The organism is Qipengyuania marisflavi, assembly GCF_005884405.1.
GTDB lineage: Bacteria > Pseudomonadota > Alphaproteobacteria > Sphingomonadales > Sphingomonadaceae > Qipengyuania > Qipengyuania marisflavi.
In genome coordinates this window covers 31,053-47,360 of record NZ_VCAO01000010.1, presented here as the reverse complement: position 1 = coordinate 47,360, position 16,308 = coordinate 31,053, and the positions used below count along the sequence as shown (strand labels likewise).

Sequence of the window (16,308 nt, the reverse complement as noted above, 5' to 3'; positions counted from 1 at the left end):
GGTCTCACCACGCTCGCGCGCTGTAGAACAGGATCGCAGGGAGCAGCCACAAGCCTGCGACAAACACCACCGGCCCCCAATCGGGCTGGCCGGTCAATTCGGCAAACAGCCCCACCGCCAGTTCAGCCGCCACGATGCAGCCTGCGATCAGCAGCATAGCGCGCGGGCGGAAACACACGATCACGCTCGCCGCCACTGCTGCGAGGATGATCGCGAAGAAGGCGATATTGATCGGCCCCTCGCGAATGATTCCGACCGACGCATTGATCCAGATCGTCAAAAATGCCGCAAGCGCCGACATCACGAGGCCGGCCATGTGCGTGCCGCTACGGGAGACCTTGACCGCCATTTCGACCCCGCCGCCCAGAGCGCCCAGCAGGACGGCGGCGAACACGAAGTCCCCCGCCGTCCATTCGACTTCGCCGGTCAGCGCCATGGTTATCGCCGGCAGCGTGAGCAGCGCCAGCAGCGCCCCCCATCCGGCGATGCGCCAGCCGTTGAGCAGGCGGGAGCGGGTTGGTATCGGTTCGGTCATGACAAGTGCTTCCTGATGCGGTTTGGATGCCTTCCTTGTGGCCCGCACTCCGGCTGAGCGGCATGAGCAATTCGTGAGCAATCGCTGAAAATCTTCCCTTGCGGCCGGGTGGTGGCATAGGAGCCGGTGCAAAGGGGACGTTACCGGGAATGATCGACAGCACGAACATCTTGCGATTCGGCGAGTTCGAGCTGGACATTGCCAATCGGCAGTTACGCCGCGCGGGCGCCGCCATCGACCTTGGCAGCCGTTATTTTGACGCGCTCCTGCTGTTGGTGAGCGAGGCCGGTTCGCTGGTTTCGAAAACCCGCTTCATGGACGAGGTCTGGCGCGGTATTCCGGTTACCGACGAGGCGCTGACCCAATGCATCCGCACGCTGCGCCGCGCGCTGGGCGATGATGCGGCAAACCCGCGTTTCATCGCGACCGTTCCAAAGCACGGCTATCGGTTTCTAGTGCTGCCCGAGGGCGGAGAAGACCCGATTCCTCAGCCAGTCGCCGCGGCGCGCTGGTCGGGCGATATGCCGGGCGCGATTGCGGGGGCCACCACCCTGGCGGGCGGTGTTGCGGGCGCGCTGGGGGGAATGTTCTACGGGCTTGCCGGTACGGCAGGCGGCGCTGCGGTGGTGCCGGTGCTGGCCGCAATGGTCGCTGCGCTAGGCATATTGGGCGGGGCGGGGGTAGGTCTGGGCCTAGCCACCGCGCGGGTGATGAGGCCACAGGTTGCTGCGCTGCTGGTGGCGGGCGGCGCAGTGGGCGGAATGGCGGTGGGCGCGCTCGGCAATTTACTGGGGCAGGACGGGCTCGGCCTGCTCACCGGGCAGCGTATCGGGCCGGTTACCGGCGTTTTTGAAGGCTTGGTGCTGGGGACCGGCGCGGGTCTGGCCGCGTGGCTGATTATGACCCGCCTGGACCCTCGGCCTGCGGCTCGCCTGCTGGGGATCAGCGCCTGCATCGGCGGCTGCGCGGGACTGTTCCTTCATGCAGCTGGCGGCCGACTGCTTGGTGGGAGCCTGCTGCTGGTTCAGCAATTGCTGCCTGATACGCAGCTCGCACTAGGGCGCGTGGCGACCCTGTTTGGCGAACAGGAGTTCGGCGCGCGCAGCCACGCCATCAGCGCAATCATCGAAGGGGCAGTTTTCACCGCCGCCATCGGCGCGGCACTGCTCTTGCTGAAACGGCGTTAGCGCATACAAAAAGGGCGGCCCACACGGACCGCCCTTTCATTCCGTTCTGTAACCGGCCGCTTAATCGACGCGGCGTACGGTGGTCTTTTCCGGTGCGATCGAGATGCGCAGGGTTTCGCCCGAATTGCCGGGGAAATCGGTGAACATCGCTTCGACCAGATTGGGCACCAGATAGGGCAGGCGGGGCGATGTGGACATGGCCTGCGCCTTACCCTCGAACAGCCGTTGCCCGTCAGCCGCGCGGTCGATCTTCAGATCGACGCCGCTGGTGTAGACCGTGTAGCTGTCGATCTGCGATCCGCCGAACCACGGATCATAGAACCCGTAACCCCAGCGGCTGCCAAACGAACGCGGGCGGTAAAAGCTGGTGCGGCGGCCATAACCGAAGCGCGAACCAAAACGCGATCCGCGATAAGGGCTATAACCGTACCAGGGCGAATAGAATGGGTCATGGAAGCCGGTTGAACGCACGCGCTCCCGGCCGTTGTCGACACCGTAATCGAAGCGGACCAGCATGGTCGCCGCTTCGGCACTGGGTGCCTCGGCATAGCCCAGCCGCGCCATCTGCGCTTCGACCAGATCGGCATATTGCGAGAATTCCAGCCCGCCGGACAGCGACGGATCATCCGCGACAACAAAGAAGCTTTCGCCCTGCGGCGCCGGCAGCTGCGTCTGATAACGCGAGACGTCGGCGTTGAACGGAGTGGCACAGGCGGCAAGGCCTGCAATTAACAGCGGGACAGAGGCCAGCTTGAGCTTGCGCCCCCAATCCTGAGTCAGGATGGTCATGCTCGATTCCTTTCGAAACGAATCTGGTCGAAACGGGTCTGGTCAGCCGGGGTTTCCCCTATCCGGCGTGGCCACGATGCACATTTCCTACGCGCGCGGCAATGAACCGGCTTTGAATATCGCGATTCACAAATGTTACAGTCGCTTGCGCGCGATCAGCCGCGAACCAGCCCCAGCGCATCATAGGTTGCGCGCAATGTCGGTGTCCCGATCTCACGCGCCCGCGCCGCACCGCGCGCCAGAATTGCATCAAGTGCTTCGCGGTCTTCGAGCAATGCGGTCAGCCGCTGCGATATCGGGCGCAGCGTTTCGACCATCAGCTCGCCCAGCGCAGGCTTGAAGCTGCCGAAGCCTTGCCCGCCATATTCGCCCAGCACGTCGTCAATCGAACTGTCGGCCAGCGCGGCGTAGATTGTGACCAGATTGAGCGCTTCGGGGCGGCCGCCCAGCCCTGCCTGCTCGCTGGGTAGTGGTTCGGGATCGGTCTTGGCTTTCTTGACCTTGGCCATCACCGTGTCGGCATCGTCAACCAGATTGATCCGGCTGCGCTCCGACGGGTCCGATTTGCTCATCTTCGCCTGTCCATCCCGCAGCGACATGATCCGCGCGGCTTGCGGCGGGACAATCGGGTCGGGCAGGGTGAACACGGGCGCGTTGTCAGGCGCGAAATCATTGTTGAACTTCTGCGCAATATCGCGGGCCAGCTCCAGATGCTGTTTCTGGTCTTCGCCCACCGGCACATGCGTGGCCTGATACAGCAGCACGTCGGCAGCCTGCAGCACGGGATAGCCGAACAGCGCGACCGACTGGCCTTCGCGGTTCTTGCCTGCCTTGTCCTTCCACTGCGTCATACGGTTGAGCCAGCCCATCCGCGCGGTGCCGCCCAGCAGCCATTGCAGTTCGGCATGGGCAGGAACCTGTGCCTGATTGAACAGCACCGAGCGCTGCGGATCGATCCCGCACGCCACCAGCGCTGCGGTCATTTCCAGCGTGCCGCGGCGCAGCTCTGCCGGATCATGCGGCATGGATATGGCGTGCAGATCGGCCAGGAAGAACAGACATTGGTTTTTGTCTGCGCCATCGCCAGCGGCGGCTTGAGCGCGGTTATCTTCCTCGACTGTATCCTGCATCCGCACCCAGTTGCGGATCGCGCCAAGGTAATTGCCGAGGTGAAGATTACCGGTGGGCTGGATGCCGGAGACAACGCGCATGATGAGATCCGTACTCGCTTATTCAGAAAAATTGGGAGGTGAGCTGTCCGTAATTGTGGCGGGCTTGCGGCGCAGCTGCGCCAGCAGATCCTTGTCGAGCGCGCCCAGCAGATAGGCTGCAGTGAAGAACACTCCGGCGCCCGCAATTACCAGCGCGGCCAGCGACCAGATTCGCTCGATCGCATCACCGGTCCAATATGGGCGCAAGGCCGGGGTAAGGAAATAAAGCACCGCACCCATCACAACCGTCGCCAAGGCCTGGCGCAGGATTTTCCCCGCCAGCGCGCCGGAAAAACGGAACCACCCACGCCATTGCAAAATGGCGAACAATGTCGCCACGTTCAGCGTTGCCGTAATCGCCGTGGCAGCTGCCAGGCCGACGATGCCGTAACGCGGCACGACATAGAAGTTCAGTGCGATGTTGACTGCCAGCGCACCGGCGGCCACGAACACGGGTGTGCGCAAATCCTCGCGGCTGAAGAAGGCGGGCTGAAAGACCTTTATCAGCACATATGCAGGCAGGCCGGCGACCAACGCGATCACGATGCGGCCCATCAACAGCGTGTCGTCCAACGTCATTTTTCCGCCCTGGAATATACCGGTAGTAAACGCTTCGGCACAGATCGACAGCGCTATGGCGCAGGGCAGACACAACAACATGGCGATTTCTATGGCATTGGTCTGCAGCCGCTGCGCCTGGCGGTCATCGCCCGACTGGATGTGGCGAGCCAGCATGGGCAAAATGGCAGTGCCCAATGCGATGCCGAAAATGCCCAGCGGCATCTGGTTCAGCCGGTCGGCGAATTTCAGCAACGACAGCGATCCTTGCGGCAGGCTGGTGGCAAAGAAAGTGTCGACCAGCTGGCTGATCTGATAGATCCCGGCGCCGAATGTCGCAGGCAGGATCAAGACACCCAAACGCTTGACCTGTGGCGTCATGCGCGGCCGCGTTACTTTCAGGCTGACCCCGGCGCGCCTGACCGACCACCACATGTACAACAGCTGGGCAAACCCTGATACCGTCAGCGAAGCAGCCAGCGCCCAGGCAACGATGGTATCATCACCGTTGTCACCGCGCAGATACCAACCCGTCATGATGCCGGCGATCATCACGATGTTCAGCAACACCGGGACAAAAGCACCAGGGGCAAACCGACTGCGGGCATTGAGAACCCCGGACAACATCGCAACCAGGCTGACCAACGCCAGGTAAGGGAAGGTCATGCGGCTGAGATAGACAGACAGTTCGAATTTGCCCGGAACGGTCTGATATTCGCGCGCCAGCAGCCAGACGATCCCGGGCATGAAGATCATGCACAATGCACTGAAACCCAGCAGCACCCAGACAAACACCGACAACACATCACCGGCAAATTCATCCGCGGCTGCCTCGCCGCCGTCAGTCTCTGCGTGCAATCGCCGGGTGTACATCGGCACGAAGGCAACGCTGAACGCGCCTTCGGCAAACAAGCGGCGAAAGGTGTTGGGCAGCGTGAAAGCCAATTGCCAGGCGTCGGCGGCCAATCCCGCGCCCAGCACGCGCGCCAGCAGCATATCCCGGACAAAGCCAAACACCCGGCTGACCAGGGTCAGGCCACCAATGGTGCCGACGTTCTTGACCAGGCTCATGGCCTGAACTCTGCGTCGCTAGCCGCTCAGGCTTCGCCAGCCGGATTGGCCATCGCACCGGCCTGCTGTTCCTGCGCGCGCTGGGCGAGCTGGTTCTGGTACAGAGCGGTAAAGTCGATAGGCTCAAGCATCAGCGGCGGGAAACCGGCATTGCGAACCGCATCGGCGATCACGGCGCGGGCAAATGGGAACAGCAGCCGCGGCGATTCTGCAAACAGGAATGCGTGGGCGTGTTCATCAGGCATATTGCGCAGGCCGATCAGGCCGCAATAGGCCAGCTCGACAAGGTACAGATTGCCCTTTTCCGCCTTGGCGGTGACGACAACTTTCAGCTCGACTTCGTGAATCTCGGGTTCGACCTGAGTCGATGCAATGTTGAACTGCAGGTCGATCTGCGGCTGGTCGGTCCATTGGAACGATGCCGGAGCATTGGGCACTTCGACCGACAGATCCTTGACATATTGCGTGATCATCCCGGCGGCGGGCGAGGTGTCTTCGCCATTGGCGCCCGCTGCGGGGTCCATCACGGGGTCCATGTTCAAATCGGTGAGAATGTCGCCTTCGTCGGCCATGTTCTTTTGCTTTCTGTCAAAGGGGTGGGCGTACCATCCGGGGGGATGGAGCCATCGGGCGCGCGCCTAGCATTGTGCGTGGCCCGTAGCAATCCGCTGCGCACCAACCTGCCCTGCGCGCGCCTGCCGGATGGCGGCAATTTCCGACGCCGCGCGCGCAAGGATCTTCACTGCCGGGCCATTGCCGGTTTGTAATTCCTGCCTATCTAGGGCAGGGGTAACAGGAATTGTCGGGACGTTTTGCCCTGTCCGGCGTTCTTTCGCAAAGCAGGCCATTTATCGTGATAACCGAAATCGTCATCCTCGCCATGATCGCAGCCTTTCTGGGGCTGCGACTCTATTCCGTGCTCGGCCGCCGGTCGGAACATGAAGAAGAAATCGTGCCGCGCGGCTATGAACGCACCGATCCGCCGCAGGAGCGCGCCGGCACCGAACAGCCGCGTATCGCGCCCGCCATTGTCGGCCTGCGTCCCACTGACAACAATGCCTCGGCCAATGAACGCGGGGTTCGCGCCATTGCGACTGCCGATCCGCAGTTCGATCTGCTGGCCTTTGTCGAAGGCGCCAAGGGTGCTTACCGCATGGTGCTGGAGGCGTTCTGGGAAGCCGACCGCGAAACGCTGCGCGAACTGTGCGACGATGATGTTTATGCCAGCTTCATGGCCGCCCTCGATGCGCGTGAGGCTTCGGGTGAAACGCTCGACAACCGGCTGATCCGGATTGAGGATGCCAATATCCATTCTGCTGAACTGGATGGCCGTCTGGCGCGGATTGCCGTGCTGTTTGTGGCGGATATTGCCTCGGTCACTCGCGACAAGGATGGCGCTCTGCTTGCCGGTTCGCTCGACGATGCAATTGAAAGCCGCGATGTCTGGACCTTCTCGCGCAATGTTGACGCGGCGGAGCCGAACTGGGTCCTCGACGAAACCGACGAAGGCTGACGCCAGCGCCGGGGAGGACTTTGATGCGTATCCTTGCAGTTCTCGGGGCTACCCTTCTGCTCAGCGCCTGTGCGGGCATGGTGCCCGAAGCGCGTCCGCCCGAAAGCACCGGCGCGGTCGAGCCACCGCCCGCGCTGCCTGCCGCGCAAGCGCTGGCCGCCGGCGTGACCCGCGGACCCGCAATCAGCGCGCTGGCATTGCGGCACGATGATGCGCTGGGTGCGCTACGCAGTTTTCGCGAATCCTGCCCCAAGCTGCTCGCGCGCGAGGACAAGAGCGGGCTGACACTGCGCAGCGAATGGCAACCCGCTTGCATGGCCGCCGCCAATTGGTCTGACAGCGATGCGCGCGGGTTCTTCGCCGCCCAGTTCGACACTGCGCGTGTGGTTGACGGCAAGGCCTTTGCCACCGGCTATTACGAACCTGAAATTCGCGGGAGTCTGGTGCGCGCGCCCGGCTATGACGTGCCCGTGTACAAAATGCCGCCCGAACTGGTGCGTGGCTGGCCCGCTGACATGCCCGAGGCCGAACGCACCGGACGCGCACCACTTGGCCGCTATGACGCCAGCGGCAATTTCGTACCGTTTTACGAGCGCGCCGAGATCGAACAGGGCGCGCTGGCCAATCGCGGGCTGGAGATTGCCTGGGCCGCTGATCCGGTCGAATTGTTCTTCCTGCAAATCCAGGGCTCGGGCCTGCTGCGGCTGCCCGACGGGTCGCTGACGCGGATTGGTTATGCCGGGCAGAATGGCCGTGAATATGTCGGCATCGGCGGCGTGATGCGCGAACGCGGGCTGCTGGGTGACGGGCCGGGCCAATATGCCGGATCGATGCAGGGTATCATGGCCTATATCCGCGAACATCCGCAGGCTGGGGCTGATCTGATGCGGCTCAACAAGAGCTGGATTTTCTTCCGCCCGCTGACGACCGATGGTCCGCTAGGCGCATTGGAAGTGCCGGTGCGCGGCGAATCTTCGGTGGCGGTCGATCCCAATTTCGTGCCGCTGGGTGCGCCGGTCATGCTCGACATGGACCGGGCCGAGGCGGACGGGTTGTGGATCGCGCAGGATACCGGCGGCGCAATCAAGGGCGCTAACCGGTTCGACACATTCTGGGGCAATGGCGCAGACGCGCGCACCATCGCGGGCGGGATGAGTGCCCGCGGAGAGGCGTTGCTGCTGCTCCCGAAGGGAACGCTGGCGCGGCTCGGCGTGCGATGATGCCCCCGCGCGGGCTGTCCTCTGACGAGGCCGACGCCTGGGCGCGGCTGGCCGCAAGCGTAACCCCGCTGAATCCTCGCCAAACCGCGCAGCGGGACCATCCAAAGGCTGTTGGCGCGCCCCGGAAAAACGCTCCACCCGCCAAACTTTCAAGCCCCGCCCCGACGTCTGCTGAAGAATTGCGCGCGGCTTTGGCAAGACCGCGCACTCCTATCCAGACCCGCCCGGCGGTTATCGCGCCCTTGCCACGAACCAAGCCCGAACCCGGCCTCGATGGGCACTGGGAACGCCGCATCAAGGGCGGCGCGATCTCCCCAGATTTTACGCTCGATCTGCATGGCCTGGGCCTCGATGCCGCATACCAGCGCCTGATGGGCGGCGTAACGCAGGCGCGGGCGATGGGCGCGCGGACAATCCTGCTGGTGACCGGAAAACCCCGCCCAGTCGACGCTGCCGATCGCGGCAGCAAGCGCGGCGCGATCCGCGCCAAGGTGCTGGACTGGCTAGCCGCTTCCAGCCACTCCAGCAGCATCGCCGTCATCCGCAAAGCGCACCGCCACCACGGCGGTGACGGTGCGCTCTATATCGTCCTTAAACGCGGCGGCTGACTATTTGGCGTTCATCGCTTGCTTGATCGATTCCGCTGAGGCCATGCCCGGCGCCTTGGACTTTCCGCCCAGCTTGTCACGAACGCCCTTTTCGACCTTGTCGCCAGTCTTCTGATCGATCGCGCGCCAGTAATCGAAGGCGCGTACCAATACTTTTTCCGACACCCCGTCACACAGATGGCCGACGATGTTTTCGACCAGCCGCTTGCGCTGCGCATCGTCCATCACCTCGCGGATCAGGATACCGGGCTGGCTGACATCATCATCGTCTTCGCGCAGTGTATAGGCCTGCCGCACCATGTCGCCATCACTGTGCCATTGACCTGCATCGTCGGTCAGCGAAGGGTCGGCAGCGGGGCCGCCATAGCTGTTCGGGGCATAGACCGGGTCCACGGCGTTCACTGTCCGGCCAGCGCCATCCTTGCTGTAACTGTGCACCGGAGCCTGCGGAGCGTTCACCGGGATCTGCTTGTAATTGACGCCCAGCCGGTGGCGATGCGCATCGGCATAGGAAAATCCTCGCGCCAGCAGCATCTTGTCCGGGCTCAGGCCGATCCCCGGGACCATATTGTTGGGCTCGAACGCGGCCTGTTCGATCTCGGTATGGAAATCGGTGGGATTGCGGTTCAGCGTCAGCTTGCCGACCTCGATCAGCGGGTAATCCGCATGCGGCCAGGTCTTGGTCAAATCGAAAGGGTTGTAGCGATAGGTCTTGGCGTCCTCAAACGGCATAATCTGCCATTTCAGTGTCCAGCTGGGATGATTGCCCTTGGCGATATTGTCGAACAGGTCGCGGCGGTGAACATCGCCGTCCTGCCCGGCCATCTTGTCAGCTTCGGCCTGCGTGTAATGCGCGTTGCCATCGCCCTGATCTGTGTGGAAGTGGAACTTCACCCAGAACTTCTCGCCCTCGGCGTTCACCAGCATATAGGTGTGGCTGGAATAGCCGTTCATTTCGCGCCAGGTCTTGGGAATACCCCGATCACCCATCAGGTACGTGACCTGATGCGCGCTTTCCGGGCTGAGCGTCCAGAAATCCCACTGCATATCGTGATCGCGCAATCCGTTATCGGCGCGCCGTTTCTGGCTGCGGATAAAGTTCTGGAACTTGATCGGGTCACGGATGAAGAAGATCGGCGTGTTGTTGCCGACCATATCGAAATTGCCATCCTCGGTGTACATCTTGACCGAAAAGCCGCGCGGATCGCGCCAGGTGTCAGGGCTGCCGCGCTCGCCAGCGACGGTTGAAAACCGCATCAGCACATCGGTCTTGGTGCCCTTCTGGAACACCTTGGCCTTGGTGTATTTGCTGACATCCTTGGTTACTTCGAAATGGCCAAAGGCGCCGCTGCCCTTGGCATGGGGCTGGCGTTCGGGAATCCGCTCCCGGTTGAAATTGGCCATCTGCTCCAGCAGGTAGTGGTCGTGCAGGACAATCGGGCCATTGGGGCCGACAGTCAGCGAATGCTCTTCACTGGCGACCGGGATACCCCCGTCAGTGGTGGTCGGGGGAGCCTTGGTCTTGCCGGTCATAGCGAATAATCCTGATGGTTGAGGGAGCTTGCCCTATCAACGCCTCAAAGCGATTGCCGGTTCCTTTGTTGGGGAGGTTTCCGGCGGTCAGTCCGCAACTGCCGTGCCGGTGCCTCGGCTGCGCAATTTCAACAGCCTGCGCACCACCATCAGCACTGCGCCAATCGCCATGAAGCCGACCCCCAGACCGACCAGATTGAGCAGTACCTGCGCCCAGCCAAAGGTGGCGGCGTCGAGGAAGAAATAGGGATAGAACCCGCTCACCTGCGCGGCGGCCAATGCGAAAGCGGAATAGGCAATCGGGGCGATGGTCACCAGCGGCAACGCGCGCCAGCCCGCCGATACTGGCGGGGCAAAGGCCAGCCACCAGCCAACCATCGCCAGCGGCGCGGCGCTGTGCAGGCCCTGATCGGCTACCAGTCCCCAGCCAGTCTGCGGATTATAGACCGCCAGCAGAGCGTGATAGACGAGAGCGACCACCGCAATCGCAGTGGCCAACGCGAACAGCACTGTGGCGACAACGCGGCGTCCCATTGCCACCAGCGCCATCGTGATGCCGACCGCCAGATTGGTCCAGACGGTGAAATATAGCGACAAATTGCCCATCGCCATCAGCACAGACCCATCGGCGCGGGCGCTCAGCCCGATCTGGAGGGTCAATGCGCCCAGCGCGATGGCGGAAACCAGCGCGGCGGCGGCGCGGGCAAGGGTCGGGGTGCCGGTGATCATGGCGCGCGCAATAGGGCACAGCGCGCCGTGCGCCTATACGAAAAAGGGCCGCGGGGATCGCCCGCGGCCCTTGGTTCATTCGGCCAGTGCTCAGCCCATGTCGTAGCGGTCTGCGTCCATCACCTTGGTCCAGGCTTTGACGAAATCGCGCACGAATTTCTCCTCGTGCCCTTTCTCGGCATAGACCTCGGCAACGGCGCGCAGCTGGCTGTTCGATCCGAAAATCAGATCGGTGCGCGTGGCCCGCCATTTTTCCTCGCCGCTGGCGCGGTCGGAGCCGACGAATTCCTCATCGCCGCTGGTGTCCACAACCTCCCAGGCGGTGTCCATGTCGAGCAGATTGACGAAAAAGTCGTTGGTCAGCTGCCCCTTGCGATTGGTGAGCACGCCGTGGGCCGCATCCTGATAGTTCGCACCCAGCACGCGCAGGCCGCCCAGCAGAACCGTCATTTCCGGTGCGGACAGACCCAGCAGGCTGGCCCGGTCGAGCATGATTTCCTCGGTCTTCACGCTCATCTTGGTCTTGAGGTAATTGCGGAAAGCGTCGGCTTCCGGCTCCAGCGGTGCGAAGCTGTCGGCATCGGTGTGCTCGTCGCCCGCATCCCCGCGTCCGCCGGTGAAGGGGACGGGCACACTGAAACCGGCATCCTTGGCTGCTTTCTCAACCGCCGCCGTACCCGCCAGCACAATGGCATCGGCCATCGACATTCCGCCGCGCAGATCATCGATCTTGGCGAGGACACGCTGCAAAGCGGCGGGTTCGTTGACCGCCCAGTCCTTCTGCGGGGCCAGCCGGATACGCGCGCCATTGGCACCGCCGCGGTGGTCCGATTTGCGGAAGGTCATGGCCGAGGCCCAGGCCGTCTTGACCAGCTCACCCACCGGGAAGCCAGCGTCGAGAATCGCTGATTTGAAGCTGGCGATAGCGCTGTCCGACGGGGCGCTGCCTGCCGGGACGGGGTCCTGCCAGATCAGATCTTCCGCCGGAACGTCAGGGCCAAGGTAACGCGCCTTGGGCCCCATGTCGCGGTGCGTCAGCTTGAACCAGGCGCGCGCAAAGGCGTCCTTGAAAGCCTCGTGGTCATTGCGGAAACGCTCTGAAATCTTGGCGTATTCCGGGTCCATCTTCAGCGCCATGTCCGGCGTGGTCATCATGGTCGGGACTTTTTTGGAAGGATCATGCGCGGCAGGCGCCATGTCCTCTTCCTTCTGGTTTACCGGTTGCCACTGCCTGGCCCCTGCCGGGCTGGTCACCAGCTCGTAATCATAGTCCAGCAGCAGGCGGAAATAGTTCTCGCTCCACGATTTGGGGGTGTTGGTCCACGATCCCTCCAGTCCCGAAGTGATTGCATGTTCGCCGCTGCCGCTTTCAAAACCGCTGGTCCAGCCCAGCCCCTGAAACGCGATATCCGCGCCTTCGGGATCGGCACCGATCAGGCTGGCATCGCCTGCACCGTGGCATTTGCCAAAGGTGTGGCCGCCTGCCGTCAGCGCCACGGTCTCCTCGTCATTCATCGCCATCCGGTCGAATGTCATGCGCATATCGCGGGCCGATTGCAGCGGGTCGGGATTGCCGCCCGGCCCTTCGGGATTGACGTAGATCAGGCCCATCTGGATCGCCGCGAGCGGGTTTTCCAGCGCCATCTCCTTGTCGGGCTGGATACGGGTTTCCTCACCCTCCACCCAGTTCTCTTCTGTGCCCCAATAGATATCGGTTTCCGGCTCGAACACATCGGCGCGCCCGCCGCCAAAGCCGAACACAGGTCCGCCCATGCTTTCAATCGCGACATTGCCGGTCAGCACAAACAGATCAGCCCAGCTGATGTGCTTGCCGTATTTCTGCTTGATCGGCCACAGCAGCCGCCGGGCCTTGTCCAGATTGGCATTGTCGGGCCAGCTGTTGAGCGGGGCAAAGCGTTGCTGCCCGCTATTGGCGCCGCCGCGTCCATCAGCCGTGCGATAGGTGCCCGCCGCGTGCCATGCCATGCGGATAAAGAACGGGCCGTAATGGCCGTAATCGGCGGGCCACCACGGCTTGCTGTCGGTCATCAGTGCGGTCAGATCGGCCTTCAGCGCATTGTAATCCAGCGCATTGAACGCCTCGGCATAATCGAAATCGTCGCCCATTGGATCGGGACTGCGCCCGCCGGTCTGCAGAATTTCGAGCTGCAAGGCATCGGGCCACCAATCGCGGCTGGTGCGGCCCAGCAGGCTGCGCGTGCCGCCATCGCCAGTAAAGGGGCAACCGCCCCCGGGTACGCTTCCGGTTGCTACATCCATCGAAATTCTCCTCTCAAAGATCGGGGTTTGTCCCGTTTACGAGAGGATAATGCGCGCTCTCCAGTAATTCGTCCAATCGATTGATTGGGATGAATTGATAGAGCGTGCCGATTATGCGCCGCGGCGTCAGGCGGCCTGCGCGATGTCGCCAGTCGCCTCGTTGCGGATCAGATAATCGAAGGCGGACAGCCCCGCCTTCGAGCCATCACCCATCGCCACCACAATCTGTTTGTACGGCACAGTCGTCACGTCGCCAGCGCCCAGAATGCCGGGCAGATTGGTGCGGCCTTCGCTGTCGGTGACAATCTCGCCATGGGGCGACAGTTCCAGCCCGCTATCGGCCAGCCATTCGGTGTTGGGCACCAGCCCGATCTGGATAAACACGCCCTCCAGCGCGATGCGCCGTTCTTCGCCGCTGGCGCGGTCCTTGACCACCAATCCGTCAACCCGGTCGCCATCGCCGCTGATCTGCGTGGTCTGGCCCGAGGTGATAATCTCGACATTGCCCATGCTTTGCAGCTTGGCCTGCAACACCGCGTCGGCACGCAGATGGTCGTCATATTCGATCAGCGTGACATGGCCGACAATCTTGGCGAGATCGATGGCTGCCTCCACCCCCGAATTGCCGCCGCCGATCACGGCGATGCGTTTGCCCTTGAACAGCGGCCCATCGCAATGCGGGCAATAGGCCACGCCCTTGTTGCGATATTCCGCTTCGCCCGGCACACCCAGATTGCGCCAGCGCGCCCCGGTGGCCAAAATCAGACTGCGCGCCTTGAGCGAAGCACCATTGCCCAGCTCGACCGTGTGCAAACCGCCATCCTGCGCGGCGGGGACCAGCCTGACCGCCTTGGCCAGATTCATCACATCAATGTCATATTGCCCGACATGTCCCGCCAGCTCGCCGGCCAGCTTGGGGCCTTCGGTATAGGCGGTGCCGGGCAGGTTCTCGATCCCCAGCGTGTCATGCAGCTGCCCGCCAAAGCGTTCGGCTGCGATGCCGGTGGTGAAGCCCTTCCGCGCGGTATAGATCGCGGCCGCTGCGCCCGCCGGGCCGCCGCCGATCACCAGCACTTCGAACGCATCCTTCGCGGCGAGCTTTTTGGCTGCCTTGGCATCGGCTCCTTTGTCCAGGCGCGCGAGAATCTCGGCCAGCTCCATCTTGCCGTTGTAGAAGCTCTCGCCGTTCAGGAAGGTCGCGGGCACAGCCATAATACCGCGCGTTTCGACCTCGCCGGGAAAAGTGCCGCCTTCGATCAGCGTGGCAGAGATGCGCGGATTCTCCAGCGCCATCAGCACCAGCGCCTGCACCACATCGGGGCAATTGTGGCAGCTCAGCGAAAAATACATCTCGAACTCGAAATCCCCCTCAAGCCCGCTAACCTGCTCCATCAGATCGGCGTCGACCTTGGGCGGGTGGCCACCGGCCCATAGCAGCGCCAGCACCAGCGAGGTAAACTCATGCCCCATCGGCAAGCCTGCAAACCGCACCCATTTTTCCGCATCGCTGGCGCGGCGGATGATGAAGCTGGGGCGGCGGCTATCCTCCCCGTCAAAGCGCGTGCTGACCATGTCATGCAGCGCGGCGATTTCCACCAGCAGCTCGCGGGTATGGCCCGACTTCGCGCTATCATCCAGTGCGGCGACAAGCTCGATCGGCTCGCGCAGATTTTCCAGATAGGTTTTCAGCTGGGCGGTCATCGCTGCGTCGAGCATGGCGGGCTCCGGTTTCGGGAGTGGGGAAGAGTCAAAAGGCCCGGAGCGGGGGGGGGGATGCCCCGGGCCTTCCAGCGACCCGGGGCAGTGCCCGGGCTCTATTACCGGGACGCCGTAACGCCCCGGATCACAGTTTAGATTTTGCCTACGAGGTCGAGCGATGGGGCCAGCGTGGCTTCGCCTTCTTCCCATGCCGCCGGGCAGACCTGACCGGGATTGGCGCGGACATATTGGGCGGCGCGGATCTTGCGCACCAGTTCATTGGCATTGCGGCCCACACCTTCGCAGGTCTGTTCGACCAGTTGGATCACACCATCGGGATCGACCACGAAAGTCGCGCGGTCGGCCAGGCCGGCCCCGTCACGCAGCACGTCGAAATTGGTGGCGAGCGTGTGGTTCTGATCACCCAGGAAGGCGAACTTGAGCTTGCCGATCTTGTCGCTGGTGTCGTGCCATGCCTTGTGGCTGAAATGGGTGTCGGTCGAAACGCCGTACACTTCCACGTCCAGCTTCTGGAGCATGTCGTAATGCTCGCCCAGATCTTCCAGCTCGGTCGGGCAGACGAAGGTGAAGTCTGCGGGGTAGAAAAAGAACACCGCCCACTTGCCGCGCACATCCTCGTCGGTGACGAGGAAAAAGTCCTTGCCGGCCTGGAAGGCGGTGGCGTTGAACGGTTTGATCTGACTGCCGATGATACCCATGGGTTTGCTCCGTTGTTGGGATGAAACTGATGGGCGTCAGATAGGGTATGTTGCGCCGCACAAAAGCGATTTTGTGCGATTGCGAACATCGAAATTATCAATCAGTGGCGGGGAACTTTTGGAAAGTGGGAGTGCGCGGAGATATTGCTACGCTTCGCGCCGGACGCCGCAAAGCTTGTCAGCAAGAGAGCGGCAGAAATTGGGGTGGGCAACGGACCTTTGGTGTTTCCGATAATTCCGCTAGATTGGCCCCATGGACGAAGTGGCAATTTCCGTGGGGCTAGCTGGAGATGGGGATGAAATTTCGGCAATCTATGATGTCGAAAACGCATTCAACATTAAATTTGACTACGATTACGTACGCAATTGGATAACCGCTGGCGACTTGTTCGCGTCACTCAAAAAGACGCTATCTGACAGCGAGTTGGCTGAAATCGGCCTTTGGGATCGTTTCGCCATCGCCCTATGTCAGGAAACTGGTGTCGATCCCAAGGCGCTAAAGCCGGAAAGCCTTTTGATTTTGGAGGGGCATTCTTGGCGCCGCATTCACGACGCATTGTCTTGGCTATGGGTTATCGGCTTTGCACTGATCGCCCTTTTAGGCGTTGCTGCATACATTCTTAGCTAGCGTCCGCCACTGGATCGTTAGCTGCCCCC

General features: G+C 62.4%; 15 protein-coding genes. 5 read left to right on the top strand and 10 right to left on the bottom strand.

Features of this window, described 5'->3' with window-relative positions; genetic code table 11:
- Window positions 1-4: 4 nt before the first annotated feature.
- The gene (locus FEV51_RS12305) at window positions 5-535 is read right to left on the bottom strand and encodes a hypothetical protein (RefSeq protein ID WP_138619369.1); all 531 of its coding nucleotides are present in this window, start codon (window positions 533-535) and stop codon (window positions 5-7) included.
- A 149-nt stretch (window positions 536-684) separates the two neighbouring features.
- Here FEV51_RS12305 and FEV51_RS12300 point away from each other — a divergent pair, with 149 nt between their 5' ends.
- Window positions 685-1,722, top strand: coding sequence for a winged helix-turn-helix domain-containing protein (locus FEV51_RS12300; RefSeq protein WP_138619367.1), 1,038 nt, complete (start codon window positions 685-687; stop codon window positions 1,720-1,722).
- Between the two features lie 60 nt (window positions 1,723-1,782).
- On the opposite strand, the gene FEV51_RS12295 is transcribed toward FEV51_RS12300, so the two are convergent.
- The 4 genes from FEV51_RS12295 to secB all read right to left on the bottom strand — a co-directional run bounded on the left by FEV51_RS12295 (window position 1,783) and on the right by secB (window position 5,923).
- Entirely contained in the window at window positions 1,783-2,511 is a 729-nt protein-coding gene (locus FEV51_RS12295) for a DUF4136 domain-containing protein (protein WP_138619365.1), read from the bottom strand.
- A 155-nt stretch (window positions 2,512-2,666) separates the two neighbouring features.
- Complete coding sequence (trpS, locus tag FEV51_RS12290; protein ID WP_138619363.1) at window positions 2,667-3,722, bottom strand: tryptophan--tRNA ligase; 1,056 nt, start codon at window positions 3,720-3,722, stop codon at window positions 2,667-2,669.
- Window positions 3,723-3,740: 18 nt separating this feature from the next.
- Entirely contained in the window at window positions 3,741-5,351 is a 1,611-nt protein-coding gene (gene murJ / locus FEV51_RS12285; protein ID WP_138619361.1) for a murein biosynthesis integral membrane protein MurJ, read from the bottom strand.
- Between the two features lie 26 nt (window positions 5,352-5,377).
- The gene (secB, locus tag FEV51_RS12280; RefSeq protein ID WP_138619359.1) at window positions 5,378-5,923 is read right to left on the bottom strand and encodes a protein-export chaperone SecB; all 546 of its coding nucleotides are present in this window, start codon (window positions 5,921-5,923) and stop codon (window positions 5,378-5,380) included.
- Between the two features lie 281 nt (window positions 5,924-6,204).
- On the opposite strand from secB, the gene FEV51_RS12275 reads away from it, so the two are divergent.
- From FEV51_RS12275 to FEV51_RS12265, 3 genes are all read left to right on the top strand, one after another.
- Window positions 6,205-6,864 carry a Tim44/TimA family putative adaptor protein gene (locus FEV51_RS12275; protein WP_171033133.1) on the top strand — a complete coding sequence of 220 codons (660 nt, stop codon included), beginning with the start codon at window positions 6,205-6,207 and terminating at the stop codon, window positions 6,862-6,864.
- Between the two features lie 23 nt (window positions 6,865-6,887).
- A complete protein-coding gene (gene mltA / locus FEV51_RS12270) occupies window positions 6,888-8,084 on the top strand; it encodes a murein transglycosylase A (protein ID WP_138619358.1) in 1,197 nt (398 codons plus the stop codon).
- A gap of 191 nt (window positions 8,085-8,275) precedes the next feature.
- The gene (locus tag FEV51_RS12265) at window positions 8,276-8,692 is read left to right on the top strand and encodes a Smr/MutS family protein (protein ID WP_342773754.1); all 417 of its coding nucleotides are present in this window, start codon (window positions 8,276-8,278) and stop codon (window positions 8,690-8,692) included.
- Here FEV51_RS12265 and FEV51_RS12260 read toward each other — a convergent pair whose 3' ends face one another.
- From FEV51_RS12260 to ahpC, 5 genes are all read right to left on the bottom strand, one after another.
- Window positions 8,693-10,225 (bottom strand): catalase, encoded by a 1,533-nt coding sequence (locus FEV51_RS12260; RefSeq protein ID WP_138619354.1) that lies wholly within the window; start codon window positions 10,223-10,225, stop codon window positions 8,693-8,695. It lies immediately after the preceding gene.
- Between the two features lie 87 nt (window positions 10,226-10,312).
- Complete coding sequence (locus FEV51_RS12255) at window positions 10,313-10,954, bottom strand: Pr6Pr family membrane protein (protein WP_138619352.1); 642 nt, start codon at window positions 10,952-10,954, stop codon at window positions 10,313-10,315.
- 90 nt (window positions 10,955-11,044) lie between these two features.
- The gene (gene katG, locus FEV51_RS12250; RefSeq protein WP_138619350.1) at window positions 11,045-13,234 is read right to left on the bottom strand and encodes a catalase/peroxidase HPI; all 2,190 of its coding nucleotides are present in this window, start codon (window positions 13,232-13,234) and stop codon (window positions 11,045-11,047) included.
- A gap of 126 nt (window positions 13,235-13,360) precedes the next feature.
- Complete coding sequence (gene ahpF, locus FEV51_RS12245; RefSeq protein WP_138619348.1) at window positions 13,361-14,950, bottom strand: alkyl hydroperoxide reductase subunit F; 1,590 nt, start codon at window positions 14,948-14,950, stop codon at window positions 13,361-13,363.
- 134 nt (window positions 14,951-15,084) lie between these two features.
- Window positions 15,085-15,651: an alkyl hydroperoxide reductase subunit C gene (gene ahpC / locus FEV51_RS12240; RefSeq protein WP_138619346.1), complete on the bottom strand. Its 567-nt coding sequence runs from the start codon at window positions 15,649-15,651 to the stop codon at window positions 15,085-15,087.
- 253 nt (window positions 15,652-15,904) lie between these two features.
- Here ahpC and FEV51_RS12235 point away from each other — a divergent pair, with 253 nt between their 5' ends.
- The gene (locus tag FEV51_RS12235) at window positions 15,905-16,279 is read left to right on the top strand and encodes a hypothetical protein (RefSeq protein ID WP_138619344.1); all 375 of its coding nucleotides are present in this window, start codon (window positions 15,905-15,907) and stop codon (window positions 16,277-16,279) included.
- The last annotated feature ends 29 nt before the right edge of the window (window positions 16,280-16,308 follow it).

Excerpts from the sequence above, each read along its gene's own strand:
- FEV51_RS12235 (WP_138619344.1), top strand. The coding sequence starts at position 15,905 with ATGGACGAAGTGGCAATTTCCGTGGGGCTAGCTGGAGATGGGGATGAA.
- FEV51_RS12255 (WP_138619352.1), bottom strand. The coding sequence starts at position 10,954 with ATGATCACCGGCACCCCGACCCTTGCCCGCGCCGCCGCCGCGCTGGTT.
- FEV51_RS12305 (WP_138619369.1), bottom strand. The coding sequence starts at position 535 with ATGACCGAACCGATACCAACCCGCTCCCGCCTGCTCAACGGCTGGCGC.
- FEV51_RS12295 (WP_138619365.1), bottom strand. The coding sequence starts at position 2,511 with ATGACCATCCTGACTCAGGATTGGGGGCGCAAGCTCAAGCTGGCCTCT.
- murJ (WP_138619361.1), bottom strand. The coding sequence starts at position 5,351 with ATGAGCCTGGTCAAGAACGTCGGCACCATTGGTGGCCTGACCCTGGTC.
- katG (WP_138619350.1), bottom strand. The coding sequence starts at position 13,234 with ATGGATGTAGCAACCGGAAGCGTACCCGGGGGCGGTTGCCCCTTTACT.
- ahpF (WP_138619348.1), bottom strand. The coding sequence starts at position 14,950 with ATGCTCGACGCAGCGATGACCGCCCAGCTGAAAACCTATCTGGAAAAT.
- FEV51_RS12300 (WP_138619367.1), top strand. The coding sequence starts at position 685 with ATGATCGACAGCACGAACATCTTGCGATTCGGCGAGTTCGAGCTGGAC.
- mltA (WP_138619358.1), top strand. The coding sequence starts at position 6,888 with ATGCGTATCCTTGCAGTTCTCGGGGCTACCCTTCTGCTCAGCGCCTGT.
- FEV51_RS12260 (WP_138619354.1), bottom strand. The coding sequence starts at position 10,225 with ATGACCGGCAAGACCAAGGCTCCCCCGACCACCACTGACGGGGGTATC.
- ahpC (WP_138619346.1), bottom strand. The coding sequence starts at position 15,651 with ATGGGTATCATCGGCAGTCAGATCAAACCGTTCAACGCCACCGCCTTC.
- secB (WP_138619359.1), bottom strand. The coding sequence starts at position 5,923 with ATGGCCGACGAAGGCGACATTCTCACCGATTTGAACATGGACCCCGTG.
- trpS (WP_138619363.1), bottom strand. The coding sequence starts at position 3,722 with ATGCGCGTTGTCTCCGGCATCCAGCCCACCGGTAATCTTCACCTCGGC.